This is a genomic window from Kutzneria sp. CA-103260, from assembly GCF_018263855.1.
Lineage (GTDB): Bacteria > Actinomycetota > Actinomycetes > Mycobacteriales > Pseudonocardiaceae > Kutzneria.
In genome coordinates this window covers 10,375,631-10,391,120 of record NZ_CP073318.1, presented here as the reverse complement: position 1 = coordinate 10,391,120, position 15,490 = coordinate 10,375,631, and the positions used below count along the sequence as shown (strand labels likewise).

The 15,490-nt window shown below is 70.6% G+C and carries 11 protein-coding genes; 6 read left to right on the top strand and 5 right to left on the bottom strand.

Translation table 11 applies throughout. From position 1 onward, the window contains the following. Positions 1–9 precede the first annotated feature (9 nt). The 4 genes from JJ691_RS46700 to JJ691_RS46685 are packed head-to-tail and all read left to right on the top strand — an operon-like array spanning position 10 to position 4,374. A complete protein-coding gene (locus JJ691_RS46700; RefSeq protein WP_211765803.1) occupies positions 10–1,197 on the top strand; it encodes a cytochrome P450 in 1,188 nt (395 codons plus the stop codon). Positions 1,198–1,222: 25 nt separating this feature from the next. Further along, entirely contained in the window at positions 1,223–2,218 is a 996-nt protein-coding gene (locus JJ691_RS46695; RefSeq protein ID WP_211765802.1) for an alpha/beta hydrolase, read from the top strand. 5 nt (positions 2,219–2,223) lie between these two features. Next, positions 2,224–3,297: a histidinol-phosphate transaminase gene (gene hisC / locus JJ691_RS46690; RefSeq protein WP_211765801.1), complete on the top strand. Its 1,074-nt coding sequence runs from the start codon at positions 2,224–2,226 to the stop codon at positions 3,295–3,297. Between the two features lie 18 nt (positions 3,298–3,315). Continuing rightward, positions 3,316–4,374, top strand: a complete 1,059-nt coding sequence (locus tag JJ691_RS46685; protein ID WP_211765800.1) for a glycoside hydrolase family 76 protein — start codon at positions 3,316–3,318, stop codon at positions 4,372–4,374. Positions 4,375–4,460: 86 nt separating this feature from the next. Here JJ691_RS46685 and JJ691_RS46680 read toward each other — a convergent pair whose 3' ends face one another. The 3 genes from JJ691_RS46680 to JJ691_RS46670 form a co-directional block, all read right to left on the bottom strand. After that, on the bottom strand, positions 4,461–4,745 hold the full coding sequence (locus JJ691_RS46680; RefSeq protein WP_211765799.1) for a hypothetical protein: 285 nt from the start codon (positions 4,743–4,745) through the stop codon (positions 4,461–4,463). 179 nt (positions 4,746–4,924) lie between these two features. After that, positions 4,925–8,581, bottom strand: coding sequence for a cobaltochelatase subunit CobN (gene cobN / locus JJ691_RS46675; RefSeq protein ID WP_211765798.1), 3,657 nt, complete (start codon positions 8,579–8,581; stop codon positions 4,925–4,927). 211 nt (positions 8,582–8,792) lie between these two features. Beyond that, positions 8,793–9,605, bottom strand: coding sequence for an SAM-dependent methyltransferase (locus tag JJ691_RS46670; protein WP_211765797.1), 813 nt, complete (start codon positions 9,603–9,605; stop codon positions 8,793–8,795). 260 nt (positions 9,606–9,865) lie between these two features. On the opposite strand from JJ691_RS46670, the gene lon reads away from it, so the two are divergent. Continuing rightward, positions 9,866–12,205: an endopeptidase La gene (gene lon / locus JJ691_RS46665; protein WP_211765796.1), complete on the top strand. Its 2,340-nt coding sequence runs from the start codon at positions 9,866–9,868 to the stop codon at positions 12,203–12,205. Between the two features lies 1 nt (position 12,206). Here lon and JJ691_RS46660 read toward each other — a convergent pair whose 3' ends face one another. Next, entirely contained in the window at positions 12,207–12,944 is a 738-nt protein-coding gene (locus JJ691_RS46660; RefSeq protein WP_211765795.1) for a TetR/AcrR family transcriptional regulator, read from the bottom strand. A 72-nt stretch (positions 12,945–13,016) separates the two neighbouring features. Here JJ691_RS46660 and JJ691_RS46655 point away from each other — a divergent pair, with 72 nt between their 5' ends. Next, on the top strand, positions 13,017–14,444 hold the full coding sequence (locus JJ691_RS46655; protein ID WP_211765794.1) for an FAD-dependent oxidoreductase: 1,428 nt from the start codon (positions 13,017–13,019) through the stop codon (positions 14,442–14,444). Between the two features lie 88 nt (positions 14,445–14,532). Here JJ691_RS46655 and JJ691_RS46650 read toward each other — a convergent pair whose 3' ends face one another. Next, positions 14,533–15,471 (bottom strand): oxidoreductase, encoded by a 939-nt coding sequence (locus JJ691_RS46650; RefSeq protein WP_211765793.1) that lies wholly within the window; start codon positions 15,469–15,471, stop codon positions 14,533–14,535. Positions 15,472–15,490: the final 19 nt, after the last annotated feature.

Sequence of the window (15,490 nt, the reverse complement as noted above, 5' to 3'; positions counted from 1 at the left end):
GGGGGAATCATGACCACCACGGCCAAACCCACTCTTCAGGACTTCCTCGACTTCATCGAGGGGCACCGCAAGCAGGGGCAGGTCGTCTACTCCGAGAAGCAGCAGACCTGGCTGGTGCTCGGCCACCCCGAGGTCAACGAGGTGCTGTCGGAGCCGCACGTGTTCGGCTCCGACATGTCCGAGTTGGTGCCGCTGCAGGAGGAGATGGCCCTGTTCCAGAAGGGCAACTTCATCTCGATGGACGACCCGCGGCACCGGCAGCTGCGGGGCATGGTCAGCCAGGCGTTCACGCCCAAGTTCGTGGCCGGCATGGAGCCGGCGATCCACGACCTGACCGTCGAGCTGCTCGACGCCGCCGGCAACGACTTCGACCTGGTCGACGCGCTGGCCTACCCGCTGCCGGTGATCGTCATCGCCAACCTGCTCGGCATCCCGACCTCGGACCAGCCGGTGTTCCGGCGCTGGGCCGACACCCTGCTGGACCGGGACGTCCCGCAGGACAAGCCGCTCGACGAGATCCGCGCCGAGGCGCTGGCCGCGGTCACGCCGGTGATGCGCGAGATGAACGAGTACTTCCGCGACTTCATCAAGGACCGCCGCCGCAACCCGGGCGACGACCTGACCAGCAAGCTCACCCTGGTCGAGGAGGAGGGCAAGCGGCTGGACGACGAGGAGATCATCGGCTTCGTGGGCCTGCTGCTGCTGGCCGGCCACATCACCACCACCGCCACCCTCGGCAACAGCATCCTCACGTTCCATGAGAACCAGGACGCCATCGCCGAGGTCCGCCGGGACCTGTCGCTGCTGCCGGCGGCGATCGAGGAGGTGCTGCGGCTGCGCACCCCGTTCCCGCGGGTGGCACGCGTCACCAAGCAGGAGACGCGGCTGGGCGGGGTCACCATCCCGGAGAAGCAGTTCGTGCTGCCGTTCCTGACCGCGGCCAACCGGGACGCGCGGGTGTTCCCGAACCCGAACCAGTTCGACCTGCACCGCGACCCGAACCACCACGCGACGTTCGGCAAGGGCATCCACTTCTGCCTGGGCGCGCCGCTGGCCCGGCTGGAGGCAAGGGTGGCGCTGAAGATCATGCTGGAGCGCTACGCCGACATCCAGGTCGACGAGGAGAAGGTCGAGGAGCGCAACCCGTTCGCCATGGTGGCCGTGACCAAGCTGCCACTCGTGGTGCGGCCGGTCTGACCAGTTCGTGGCCGATACTGTCGGCGTGGAACGCGATGTGCTCGGTGAGGACTACGAGGTACTGACGCTGCCGCTCGGCGCACTGCCGGCCGGTACCGGACCAGGAGGCGACAACGTCGCCCACCTGGTCCGGTACCGCCCTGAGAAGCACGGGGCCGAGAAGGCGGTCAACGGGGCCCTGCTCTACGTGCACGGCTTCACCGACTACTTCTTCCAGAAGCACGTCGCCGAGCACTTCGCCGCCCTTGGCTACGACTTCTACGCCGTGGACCTGCGGGCCTACGGCCGGTCGCTGCAGCCGGGGCAGCTGCCCAACTTCGTCACCGACCTGAGCTACCACTTCGAGGAGCTCGACGCGGCGGCCCGCATCATCCACGACGAGGACGGCCACAGCCGGCTGACCGTGATGGGCCACTCCACCGGCGGCCTGATCGCCATCATGTGGGCCCACGAGCGCCGTGACGACAACGTGCTGGACGCGCTGGTGCTCAACAGCCCATGGGTGGATCTGGCCGAGAACTGGTTCCTGCGCACCATCGGCACCCGGGCGGTGGACCTGCTGGGCAAGGTCAGCCCGACCGCCGTGGTGCAGAAGGGGCTGGAGAGCCCCTACGGCCTGAGCCTGCACCGGGACGACAACGGCGAGTGGGAGTTCAACACCGACTGGAAGCCCACCAGCGGCTTCCCGGTGCGGGCCGGCTGGCTGCGCACGATCCGGCGCAACCACGCCCGGCTGCACCGGGGGCTGGACGTGCGGGTGCCGGTGCTGCTGCTGCGGTCCTCGCACAGCCTGCTCAAGGGCAAGGCCTGGACGCCGGAGGCGATGCGGGCCGACACCGTGCTGGACGTCGAGCACATGGCCAGGTGGGCGGCCAAGATCGGGCCGCAGGTCACGGTGGTGGCCATCGAGGGCGGCATGCACGACCTGTTCCTGTCCGCGCCGGCGGTGCGGGAGCGGGCCCTGGCCGAAATCGACAGCTGGTTGGCGGGTCTGCATCCGGGGGACCGGCTCGTAGAGTGATGGCCATGAGCACGGGACCCAAGCTGCGCGTCGCGCTGGAGGACATCCCCGCGTACCTGCCGGGCAAGCCGGCGGTCGGCGGGGACGGTGCTCCGGCGTTCAAGCTCTCCTCGAACGAGAACCCCAACCAGCCGCTGCCCAGCGTGCTGGCGGCGATGGAGCGGGCGCTGCGCGGCTTCAACCGCTACCCGGACATGGGCTGCTCGCAGCTCATCCCGGCGATCGCGGCCCGGCTGGGCGTGCCCGAGTCGCACGTGGCCACCGGCACCGGCGGCGTCGGCGTGATCCAGCAGGTCATCCAGGTGGTCTGCGACGACCGCGACGAGGTGGTCTACCCGTGGCGGTCGTTCGAGGCGTACCCGATCGTCACGCAGATGGTCGGCGCCCGGTCGGTGCAGGTGCCGCTCACCCCGGACGAGCACCACGACCTGGACGCGATGGCGGCGGCGATCACCGACCGGACCCGGCTGGTGATCCTGTGCAACCCCAACAACCCCACCGGCACCGCGATCCGGCGGGCCGAGCTGGAGTCGTTCCTGGACCGGGTGCCCGGCGACGTGCTGGTGCTGATCGACGAGGCGTACCGGGAGTTCGTCCGCGACCCCGAGGTGCCCGACGGCCTGGAGATCTACCGGGACCGGCCGAACGTGGTGCTGCTGCGCACCTTCTCCAAGGCCTACGGCCTGGCCGGGCTGCGCGTCGGCTATGCCGTCGCGCACGAGCCGGTGGCCACGGCGCTGCGCAAGGTGGCCGTGCCGTTCGGGGTCAGCCAGCTGGCCCAGGACGCCGCCATCGCGTCGCTGGCCGCCGAGGCCGAGCTGTTCGAACGGGTGGAGCACATCACCAAGGAGCGCGGCCGGGTGCTGGACGCGCTGCGCGACCAGGGCTGGCCGGTGCCGGCCGCCGAGGGCAACTTCGTGTGGCTGCGGCTGGGCGAGCGGACCATGGACTTCGCGGCGCGGGCGCAGGCCGCCGGCGTGGTGGTGCGGCCGTTCGCCGGCGAGGGCGCGCGGATCTCCATAGGCGAGCCCGAGGGCAACGACCTGTTCCTCGGAGTCGCCGAAGCCTTCCGATCTTGATCTGTCACGCTGGTCCCCATGCTCGCTCGTCTCGGTGCGCTGATCGGCGCGTTCCTGCTGGCACTGCCGGCCGCCGGCCAGGCGGCGCCGGTGGCGCCGGCGCCCGCCATCAAGTGGATCACTGAGGCCTCCGCGACACTGGACCACTGGTACGACGCCGCCGACGGGCGGTACCGCACCACGAACTGGTGGAACTCGGCCAACGCGCTGCGGGCCCAGCTGGTGGCGTCGGCCTTGCTGGGCAACAACCTCGGGCCCGAGCGGGCCGCCAACACCTACAACCAGAACATCGGCAACTGGTTCCGCAACGACTACTACGACGACGAGGGCTGGTGGGGCCTGACCTGGGTGCAGGCCTACGACCAGACCGGCGAGCGGAAGTACCTGGTGCTGGCCGAGTCCCTGTTCACCGACATGGCCGGCGGCTGGGACCTGCACTGCGGCGGCGGCATCTGGTGGTCCCGGGACCGTAATTACAAGAATGCGATTCCCAACGAGCTGTTCCTGTCGCTGGCCGCCGCGCTGGCGCTGCGCACCGACGGGCCGGCCGCGGCCAACTACAAGCAGTGGGCGCTGCTGGAGTGGGACTGGTTCGCGCACACCGGGATGATCAATGCTCAGGGACTGGTCAACGACGGCCTGACCGAGGACTGCAAGAACAACGGCCGCACCACGTGGACCTACAACCAGGGTGTGGTGCTGGGCGGGCTGGCCGACCTGTACCGGCTGACCGGGGACCGCAGCCTGCTGGCCGCGGCCGGCTCGCTGGCCACGGCGGCGATGACCAAGCTTTCGGATGCGAACGGTGTGCTGCGCGAGCCGTGCGAGGCGATGCACTGCGATGTGGACCAGACCCAGTTCAAGGGGATCTTCGTGCGCAACCTGGTGGCGCTCAACGAGGTCCAGCCGTCCAGCGTCTACACCGCCTTCGCCGTGCGCAACGCCCTGGCCGTGTGGAAGTCGCGCAACCACAGCAACCAGCTCGGTCTGTTCTGGAGTGGACCGTTCGACGTGGCCGACGCCAGCCGGCAGAGCTCGGCGCTGGACTGCCTCAACTCGGCCATGCAGTTGAGTTGAGTTGATCCGCCAGTCAATTCTGGCTCTACTGAACTGATTTCCGCGTCAGTGCACGATGAGCCGCGGTCGGTTCACGATCGCCCGCGTCAGTTCACGATGGGCTGTGTCAGCGTGTCGACGGTGTCCGGCGGCGGCGACTCGGCGCTGCGCTGCGCCGGAACCGGTGTCGGCTCGGCCCGGTTGATCACCACGACGTTGGCCATCGGATCGACCTGCTCGTTGAGCATCGGCGACAGCGAGCGGGCCACCGCCTTGAGCCGGCGAAGTCGGCGCGCCGCCAGGAAACCGATGAACCGCGGCGAGGTCAGCCACCAGCCCAGCAGCAGGGCGGCCGCGGCGGTCGCGGCCAGCACCATCAACTCCACCCGCACGGCGCACCCCCTTCCCCAGCGACGGACGACCGGAGCGCTATCTGGTACGGCGTCCGGCGTCCGCGGGTTCACCGCCACCGTGCGGCGGCGGCGAACTCGCGTCGGCGTCTCCTGTCATTAAAGGACCTTCCGGGCCGAAATGCCCGCGAAGTCACCGGTCTGGGGTCAAACGGCGAGGATTATTCCTCCAACTGGCCTTCCAGCTCCAGATAGACCGTGCGCAGTTGGTCGAGAATGGTCTCGTCCGGTTGCGACCACAGTCCCCGATCGGCTGCTTCCAGCAGGCGCTCCGTCACGCCGCGCAATGCCCAGGGGTTGGACTTGCGCATGAAGTCCTGGACTTCCTTGTCAAAGACGTACGATTCGGCAAGTTGAGCGTACATCCAGTCGTCGACGACACCGGCAGTCGCGTCGAATCCGAACAGGTAGTCCACAGTGGCCGCCAACTCGAAGGCCCCCTTGTAACCATGTCGACGCATGGCCGATATCCAACGGGGGTTGACAACGCGGGCCCGAAACACGCGCTTGGTCTCCTCGCCGAGCGTGCGGGTGCGCACCGCGTGCGGCACCGCCGAGTCGCCGACGTAGGCCGCCGGGTTGTCGCCGGTGAGCGAGCGCACCATCGCGACCATGCCGCCGTGGTACTGGAAATAGTCGTCCGAGTCGGCGATGTCGTGCTCGCGGGTGTCCACGTTCTTGGCCGCCACCTGGATCCGGCGGTAGGCCGTCTCCATGTCGCCGCGGGCCTGCGCGCCGTCCAGGCCCCGGCCGTAGGCGTAGCCGCCCCAGGTGGCGTAGACCTCGGCCAGATCGGCGTCGTCGCGCCAGTTCCGGGAGTCGATCAGCGGTAGCAGGCCGGCGCCGTACGCGCCCGGCTTGGAGCCGAAGATCCTGGTGGTGGCGCGGCGCTCGTCGCCATGTTCTTCCAAGTCCCGGCGGAAGTGGGCGGCCACGTAGTTGTCCTCGTCGGACTCATCCAGCCGGGCCACCGCGGCGATGGCGTCGTCCAGCACCGCGACCACGTGCGGGAAGGCGTCCCGGAAGAAGCCGGAGATACGCACCACCACGTCGATCCGCGGCCGGCCCAGCTCGGCCACCGGCACGATCTCGAAGCCGGTCACGCGGCGGGACGCGTCGTCCCACACCGGCCTGGCGCCCAGCAGCCACAGCAGTTCCGCGATGTCGTCGCCCTGCGTCCGCATCGCCGAGGTGCCCCACACCGTCAGGCCGACGCTGCGCGGCCACTCCCCGGTGTCCGCACGATGCCGGGCCAGCAACGAATCGGCCAGCGCGGAGCCGACGTCGAACGCGTTGCGGGACGGAATCGCCTTGGGGTCGACGGAATAGAAGTTGCGGCCAGTGGGCAGCACCGACACCAGGCCGCGGGTCGGCGAGCCGGACGGGCCGGGCTCGATGAACCGGCCGTCCAGCGCCCGCAGCACGTTGCGGATCTCGTCGGTGGTCCGGGCCAGCCGCGGCGCCACCTCGTCCCGGGCGAAGCCGAGCACCTTCTCCACGCTCTCGACCCGTTGCCCCAGCACGGTTTCCACGATCCCGTCGGTGGCCCAACCGTTGTCGTGCACGGCCGTCACCAGCCGGCGGGCCAGCTCCTCCAACAGGTCCACCACGTCCGCGCCGGTCTGGGCCGGGCCATCGACCAGTTCGGACAGTCCGGTGGTGGCCTCGACGCGGACGCCCGGGTCAGCCAGCAGCGCCTCCTCGTCCAGTCCGAAGTGGACGGCCAGCGCGGCCCGCAGCCCGGTGATGGCCCCGACCTTGCCGCCGAACACCTGCCGGGCCCGCAGCACGGCCAGCACGTCGTTGACCAGCTCCTCACCCTCCGGCGCCCGGCCGAGGATGTGCAGGCCGTCCCGGATCTGCACATCCTTGATCTCGCAGAGGTAGCCGTCGATGTGCATGACGAAGTCGTCGAAGTCCTCCTCGCCGGGGACCTCGGCCTGGTGCAGGTCGTGGTGCAGCTTGGCGCTGGTGACCAGTTCCCAGATCTGGCCGCGCACGGTGGCCAGCTTGGTCGGGTCCAGCGCCTGCACGGTGGCGTACTCGTCGAGCAGCTGCTCCAGCTTGGCCATGTCGCCGTAGGTGTCGGCGCGGGCCATCGGCGGGATCATGTGGTCCACCACAGTGGCGTGCGCGCGGCGCTTGGCCTGCGTGCCCTCGCCCGGGTCGTTCACGATGAACGGGTAGATCATCGGCAGGCTGCCGAGCACCGCGTCCGGCGCGCAGTCGTCGGCCAGGCCCAAACCCTTGCCCGGCAGCCACTCCAGCGTGCCGTGCTTGCCCAGGTGCAGCACCGCGTGCGCGCCGAACTCGTGCTCCAGCCAGCGGTAGGCGGCCAGGTACTGGTGCGAGGGCGGCAGGTTCGGGTCGTGGTAGATGGCCACCGGGTTCTCGCCGAAGCCACGCGGCGGCTGGATCATCAGCATCACGTTGCCGAACCGCAACGAAGCCACGTAGATCTCGTCGTCGGTGACGTAGAGCTGGCCCGGCGCGGCGCCCCAGTGCTCGGTGACGCCGTCCCGGAAGGACTGCGGCTGCGCGTCGAACCAGGTCCGGTAGGTGGCGGCCGGGATCTTGATGGCCGCGCCGGACATCTGCTCCTCGGTCAGCCAGTCCACGTCGTGCCCGCCGGCCGCGATCAGCCGGTGGATGAGCGTGTCACCGTCCAGAGTGGACACGTCGAGGCCGCCGAGGTCGTAGCCCTGCTCGGCCATGCGGCGCAACAGGATCACCGCCGAGGCCGGCGTGTCCAGGCCGACCGCGTTGCCCACCCGGGCGTGCTTCGTCGGGTAGGACGACAGCACGATCGCGACCTTCTTGTCCTGGTTGGCCAGATGGCGCAGCTTGGCCAGCCCCACCGCCGTGCCGGCGACGCGGGCGGCCCGCTCCGCGTCGGCCACGTACACGGGGATGCCGTCCGGGCCGTTCTCCTTAAAGGAGAAGGGAACCCCGATCAGCCGGCCGTCGAACTCCGGGATCGCCACCTGCATCGCCGCGTCCATCGGCGTCAGCGCCGCGTCCGAGGCCTGCCACGTCGCCCGTGAGGACGTGAGACAGAGCCCCTGCAGAACCGGGATGTCCAGCTGCGCCAACGCGCCCGCGTCCCAGGCATCCTCGTCGCCACCGGCGCTGGCGTCCGCCGCCACCGCCCCGCCGGCCGCCAGTACCGTGGCCACCACCGCGTCGCAGCGACCCAGCACCTCCAGCAGGCCCTCCGACTCGTCGCCGGCCAGGCCGCGCAGGGAGCCGCAGAACACCGGCAGCACGTTGGCCCCGGCCGCCTCCACCGCGTCGGCCAGCGTGTCCACGAACGCCGTGTTCCCGGCCAGCGCGTGCGCCCGGTAGAAGACGATGCCCACCGTCGGCTTGCCGTCCTCGTGCCCGCGCTGGCCGTGCACGCCGTAGACCGGGGTGCGCACCGGCGGCTCGAAGCCCTCGCCGGTCAGCAGCACTGTGTCGGACAGGAAGCTGGCCAGCTGCCCCAGGTTGGCCGGGCCACCCTCGACCAGGTAGGCAAGCGCTTGCGTGGCCACGCCGGCCGGCACCGTGGAGGCCGCCATCAGCTCCGCGTCCGGCGTCGCCTCACCGCCGAGGCACACCACCGGCCGACCGCTGGCCAGCACGGCGTCCAGGCCCTCCTCCCAGGCCCGCCGGCCGCCCAACAGCCGCACGATCACCAGGTCGGCGGTCTGGAGCAGCCCCGGCAGCTCCTCGACCTCCAGCCGGGCCGGGTTGCCCACCGTGTAGCCGGCGCCGCTGGCCCTGGCCGCCAGGAGGTCCGTGTCTGCCGTCGAGAGCAGCAGGACGCGCGAAGTCATCAGCCGTACCCTCCTCGGGGTCCCGCGCCCCGGGTAGAGACATCACGGCCGGTGGTGGAGTGTCTGGCTTTCACAGTGGCGCGACCGCCCCGGACTCCCACCGGGTTCCTCGCTCCCACCGCCGTCTGGTCGGTTGAGTTTATGCGGCCAACCGATGCTTGGAATGCTCCCTTCCTCACGTTGAACGTCAGGAAAGGCGCTTTCACAACGGTCAGGGCTTGCGCCCGACGCCGCCATACGATAAGTGCACCTTGCCCTCGTGCTCCTCGCTCCACTCCGAGCGCCACTGGCGCACCGGCACCACGCCCGGCGGCAGCAGGTCCAGGCCGGTGAAGAACTTGGCCACCTCGCCATAGGGCCGCGGGCGCAGCTGGGCGCTGATCTGCCGGTAGATGCCCTCGACCTGGCTCACCGCCCCCAGCTGGTCCTCCGGCACGAAGTCGACGGTCGCGTGGGACAGGGCCAGGTAGCTGCCCGGGGCCAGCGCGTCGTGGTACGCCTCGACCAGGCCCTGGGGGTCGTCGGCGTCGGGCAGGTAGTGCAGCACGGCGATGGCCACCAGCCCGACCGGCCGGGAGAAGTCGATCATTTCGCGGACCTCGGGCAGGTCCAGCACCGAGTCGGGGTGGCGCAGGTCCGCCCGCACCGAGGTGACCAGCGGGTTGGCGCCGAGAATGGTCCGGCTGTGGGCGACCGCGATGGGCTCGTTGTCCACGTAGACCACGCGGGCCTCGGGGGCCAGCCGGTGGGCGATCTCGTGCACGTTGCCCACGGTCGGAATGCCGGAGCCGAGGTCGAGGAACTGGTCGACGCCGGCCTCGACCAGCGCGGTGACGGCCCGGCGCAGGAACGACCGGCTGGCCCGCATGCCGTTGGCCACCTCGGGCATGGCCTGCGCGGCCTGCTTGGCGGCCCGCCGGTCCACCGCGAAGTTGTGCGCCCCGCCCAGGAAGTAGTCCAGGATCCGGGCCGGGTTCGGGCGGTCCAGGTCGACGTCGGCCGGTATCCACCGAGGACGGTGCATCGGCGCGACCCCTTCCCCCGAATTCACCCGATCGTGTTAATGGTGCGGGTGGGGTTGCCCACTGTCCACCTCGCCCGGGTCACGAACGAGCAGGCATTTCATCGTGTCGCAGCGCGTTGCACCCGATGGCCCAACCCGCACGGGCACGGTTGGCGGTCACGCACGGTGACAAATGCTGATCGCCATCAGCGAACGCAAGTTCGGGAACACATCCAAGCTCCAGTTGGTTGAGCCAATACGACTCAACCTTGGAGGAAGACGTGAGCGAAACACTGGCACTCCCGGTGCTCCCGCTGGACGACGTGGTCGTGCTGCCCGGCATGGTGGTGCCGGTCAAGCTCGCCGACGCGGAGATCCGCGCCGCCGTCGAGGCCGCGCAGGCCGGCGACACCGGGTCGAAGGTGCTGCTGGTGCCCCGGTTGGAGGGCAAGTACGCGAAGGTGGGCACGCTGGGGGTGATCACCCAGATCGGCCGGCTCCCCGGCGGTGAGCGCGCGGCCGTGGTCCGCGGCACCGACCGCGTGCGGATCGGCACCGGCACGACCGGCCCCGGCGCGGCCCTGTGGGTGCAGGCCGAGGTCCAGGACGAGCCGCCGGTCGACGACGCGACCCGCGAGCTGGCCAAGGAGTACCGCACCCTGGTCACCTCGATCCTGCAGCAGCGGGGCGCGTGGCAGGTGGTGGACTCGGTCCAGGGCGTCGACGACCCGTCGGCACTGGCCGACCTGGCCGGCTACGCCTCCTACATCACCGACGAGCAGAAGATCTGGCTGCTGGAGACCGTGGACGTCCGCGAGCGGCTGGAGAAGCTGCTGGCCTGGGGCCGTGAGCACATGGCCGAGCTGGACGTGGCCGAGACGATCCGCAAGGACGTCAAGGAGGGCATGGAGAAGCAGCAGCGGGAGTTCCTGCTGCGCCAGCAGCTGGCGGCGATCCGCAAGGAACTCGCCGAGCTGGACGGCAAGCCGGCGTCCGAGGAGCAGGACTACCGGGCCCGGGTCGAGGCGGCCACGCTGCCGGAGAAGGTGCACGAGGCCGCGATGGCCGAGGTGGACAAGCTGGAGCGCACCTCCGAGCAGTCCCCCGAGGTCAGCTGGATCCGCACCTGGCTGGACACGGTGCTGGACATCCCGTGGAACGAGCGCACCGAGGACGCCTACGACATCAAGGGCGCGCGGGCGGTGCTGGACGCCGACCACGCGGGCCTGGACGACGTGAAGGAACGGATCATCGAGCACCTGGCGGTGCGGCGTCGCCGTGAGGACAAGGGCCTCGGTGTTGTCGGCGGCCGGCGCAGCGGCGCCGTGCTCGCCCTGGTCGGCCCGCCCGGTGTCGGCAAGACGTCGCTGGGCGAGTCGGTCGCGCGGGCCATGGGCCGCAAGTTCGTCCGGGTGGCGCTGGGTGGCGTCCGGGACGAGGCCGAGATCCGCGGCCACCGGCGCACCTACGTCGGCGCGCTGCCCGGCCGTATCGTGCGGGCCATCAAGGAGGCCGGCTCGATGAACCCGGTCGTGCTGCTGGACGAGGTCGACAAGGTCGGCTCCGACTACCGCGGCGACCCGACGGCGGCCCTGCTGGAGGTGCTGGACCCGGCGCAGAACCACACGTTCCGGGACCACTACCTGGAGGTCGAGCTGGACCTGTCGGACGTGGTGTTCCTGGCCACGGCCAACGTGCTGGAGTCCATCCCCGGCCCGCTGCTGGACCGCATGGAGCTGGTCCGGCTGGACGGCTACACCGAGGACGAGAAGGTCACCATCGCGCGTGACCACCTGCTGGCCCGCCAGCTGGAGCGGGCCGGTCTGACCACCGAGGACGTCACCGTCAAGGACGACGCGCTGCGTCGGCTGGCCGCGGAGTACACCCGGGAGGCCGGGGTCCGCGACCTGGAGCGGTCGATCGCCCGCGTGCTGCGCAAGGCGGCCGTGGACGACTCGAAGCTGCCGCTGACGGTGGGCGCCGACAACCTGCCGGACTTCCTCGGCCGGCCGCGGCACACCCCGGAGTCGGCCGAGCGCACGGCGGTGCCGGGCGTGGCCACCGGTCTCGCGGTCACCGGCGTCGGCGGCGACGTGCTGTTCGTCGAGGCCTCGCTGGCCGACCCGGAGACGGGTTCGACCGGGGTGTCGCTGACCGGGCAGTTGGGCGACGTGATGAAGGAGTCGGCGCACATCGCGCTGAGCTACCTCCGTTCGCACGGGGCCGAGCTGGAACTGCCGGTCGGCGACCTGAAGGACCGCGGCGTGCACGTCCACGTGCCGGCCGGCGCGGTGCCGAAGGACGGCCCGAGCGCCGGTGTCACGATGACCACGGCCCTGGCGTCGCTGCTGTCCGGTCGACCCGTCCGCTCGGACGTGGCGATGACCGGCGAGGTGTCGCTGACCGGTCGGGTGCTGCCCATCGGCGGCGTCAAGCAGAAGCTGCTGGCGGCGCACCGGGCAGGCATCACCACTGTGTTGCTGCCCAAGCGGAACGAGCCGGACCTGGACGACGTGCCGGCCTCGGTCCGGGAGCAGCTGGAGGTGCACCTGGTGGCGGATGTCCGGGAGGTGCTGGGCATCGCGCTCCAGCCGGTCAACGCGCCGGCGCTGAGCGTCTGAGCTAACTGAATGCCGCGTGGCCCGCGTCTCCTCCGCGGGCCACGCGGCTTTCTATGCCCGCCAACACACAGCGCAGTCCAAAGGCGAATTGCTCGTCGTAGCTGAGGTCCTCGGCCTCGATCATCCGGCGCAGCAGGGCGGGGTAGGCTCCGCTGTCCACGACGACCTCCCGCACATACGGGGAGACCGCCGCGCGGAACTCGTCCTTGTTCATTCCGCTGCGGCGCACGGCTTCCAGCTCCGACAGCTCGGCCAGCACGGCCCCGTGCACGTAGTTCGAGACGACGCCCAGCAACGCCGCGGCGACCGTGACGTCCTCGGTCGCACCGGCGGCGGCCAGCATCGCGAAGTTGGCCGTGCGCAAGGCATTCGGCCCCAGCGGAGCCCGGCCGCCCAGCTCCGTGGCCAGCCAGGGATGGCGCAGCATCGTCTCCCGCATGCCCTCGGCGATCAGCGTCAGGTCGGCCTGCCAGTCGCCGGACGGCTGCGCGGGCAGCTCGCGCTCGCCCTGCACGGCGTCGACCATCAGCTCCAGCAGTTCGTCCTTGTTCGTGACGTAGCGGTAGAGCGAGGTGGTTCCGGTGCCAGCCTCAGTCGCCACCCGGCGCATGGTCAGCGCCGGTGTGCCCTCGGCGTCGGCGATCCCGATCGCGACGGCGACGATCTGCTCGACGCTCAGCGCCTGGCGGCGGCGCTGCTCGGCCAGTCGCGTCCAGACCAGCGTGAAGTCCCGGGGCATGGCGCCCAGCCTACTAAGTGGGTACAGTGTTCCCAAGACGGGAACGTCGTTCCCATTCTGGAGGGGGCTCACATGGAGGTAGTGATCGTCGGCGGCGGCACGGTCGGCCTGTGCACCGCCGTGTTCCTGGCCCGACAGGGTGTTTCGGTGCGGGTGCTGGAACGCCGGCCCACCGTGTCGGACCATCCGCGGGCCTTCGGCCTGAACCCGCGGTCGGCGGAAATCGCGCGGCAGGCCGGCATGACGTTCGAGGACGACAACCTGATGCGTGGAGTCGCCACCGGGCCGAGCCTGGCCGAGCTGACCCCGCTCACCGGCCGGATCGAGCTGCCCGAGATCGGGCCGGCGAGGCTGGGCCACTGCCCGCAGGACCGTCTCGACCGGTCGGCGCTGGCGCTGGCCCGGGAACTCGGCGCGCGGGTCGACTTCGGCAAGGAAGTCGTTGGCGTGTCGGACACCGTGCTCACCACCGCCGACGGCGAAACCGTCGAGGCGGACTACGTGATCGCCGCCGATGGGGCGCGCAGCCGGGTCCGGGAGCTGCTCGGCATCGGGACCACCGGCCCCGGCGTGCTCGGCAACCACATGCTCAACGTGCTGTTCCGGGCCCCGATGCCGGCACCCAAGTACTCGATGTCCGTGCTGCGCAACGAGAACGCGTCGGGGATCCTGATGAACGTCGACGCCGGCGACCGGTGGATCTTCCATGTGCCCGGCGGCGATCCGGCCCAGTCGGCCGAGGAGTTCCAGCGGCTCATCCGGGCCGCCACCGGTCTGCCCGACCTGGACGTCGAAGTGATCAACATGCTGCCCTGGGCATCCACCGCCTGGGTGGCGGAGAAGTTCCGGCACGGCAACGTGTTCCTCATCGGCGACGCCGCCCATGTGGTGCCGCCGACCGGCGGCTTCGGACTGAACTCGGGCGTCGCCGACGGCCACAACCTGGCCTGGAAGCTCGCCGCCGGCGGCGACGCGCTGCTCGACACGTACGACATGGAACGCCGGCCGGTGGCCCAGTTCACCATGGAGCAGAGCCTGATCCGCGGCGAGCACCGGGAACTGCACTGGGATCTCAGTCCCGCCCGGGCCGCCGACCGGGCGGCCGTCGGCATGGCCAACGCTCTCGTGGTGATAGCCGGCTACCGCTACGACTCCCCCGCCGTCATCGGCGCGGAACCGGTGCCGTCACTGGAGGATCTCACCCTCGACGGCACCCCCGGCAGCCGCATGCCGCACCTCTGGGTGACCCCGGGAACGTCCACATTGGACCTTGTCGACGGCTTCACCCTGCTGACCGGGACCAAGGCCGACGGCTGGCTCGCCGCCGCGGCCGAGGTCGGCATCCCGGCGCACGCCGTCGACAGCTGGGCCGACGCCGCCGGCATCGACGAGAACGGCGCCGTCCTGGTCCGCCCTGACGGCTTCGTCGGCTGGCGCACCGCAGGCGAGGGCTCCGCCCTCGACCTCCGGCAAGCCCACAACCACCTGCTCTGCCGCTAACCCCCGCGAGTCCCGCTCTCGGGCAACCGAAATACGAGTTCGGAATTCGACACATGGCTGCCTGAGAGCGGGACTCGCGGGGCTTGGGTCAGCTGGCCTTGGTGGCCAGCTCCGGGTAGTCGACGTCGGTCAGCTGCACCGAGACGTCCCACAGCTTGCCGGCCAGGTCCTGGTCGTAGGCCGCCTTGATGTAGCGCTGCACCACCGGAAACCCGCGGGAACCGCCGAAGGCGTGCGGGCCGTAGTACTGGCCGCCCTGCGCGCCCGGGTCCACCGCCGCACGCAGCGCCGGCAGCGCGCCGCGGGCGGCCGGCTGGCCGAGGATCGGCGTGATGATCCGCATGATCACCGCGTACAGGCCGCCCCCGCCCAGCTGCGGGCCGCTGTACTGGAGGTCCGTCGCCGCGTAGCCCGGGTGCGCGCCGACGCTGAGCACGTCCGCACCCGCCGCCCGCAGCCGGCGGTCCAGCTCCACCGTGAAGATCGCGTTGGCCAGCTTCGACTGGGAGTAGGCCGTGTTCGCGCCGTAGCGCCGCTCGGACTGCAGGTCGGCCAGGTTGATCCGACCCATCTGGTGCATCGTGCTGCTCAGCGTCACGACCCGGCTGCCCGGCTTGCTCAGCAGCCCCGGCAGCAGCAGGCCGGTCAGCGCGAAGTGGCCCAGGTGGTTGGTGCCGAACTGGAGCTCGAAGCCCTGCCTGGTGGTCTCCCGGCGGGGCACCGCCATCACGCCCGCGTTGTTCAGCAGCAGGTCCAACGACGGCAGCTCGGCCGCCAGCTTGCGCACCGAGTCCAGGTCAGCCAGATCCAGCGACACCAGCTCCAGGTTCTCCGCCGGGGCCAGCTGGCGGAGCTTCACCATCGCCGCCTCCCCGCGCTGCGGGTTGCGGGCCGCCACGTAGACGTGCGCGCCGTGCTTGGCCAGTTGCAGCGCCTCGTGGAAGCCGAGGCCCGCATTGGCGCCGGTGACCAGCGCCGTCCGTCCGGTCTGGTCGGGGATGTCGGCTTCGGTCCAGTGCTGTGCCATGGCGTGTCTCCGGATATCG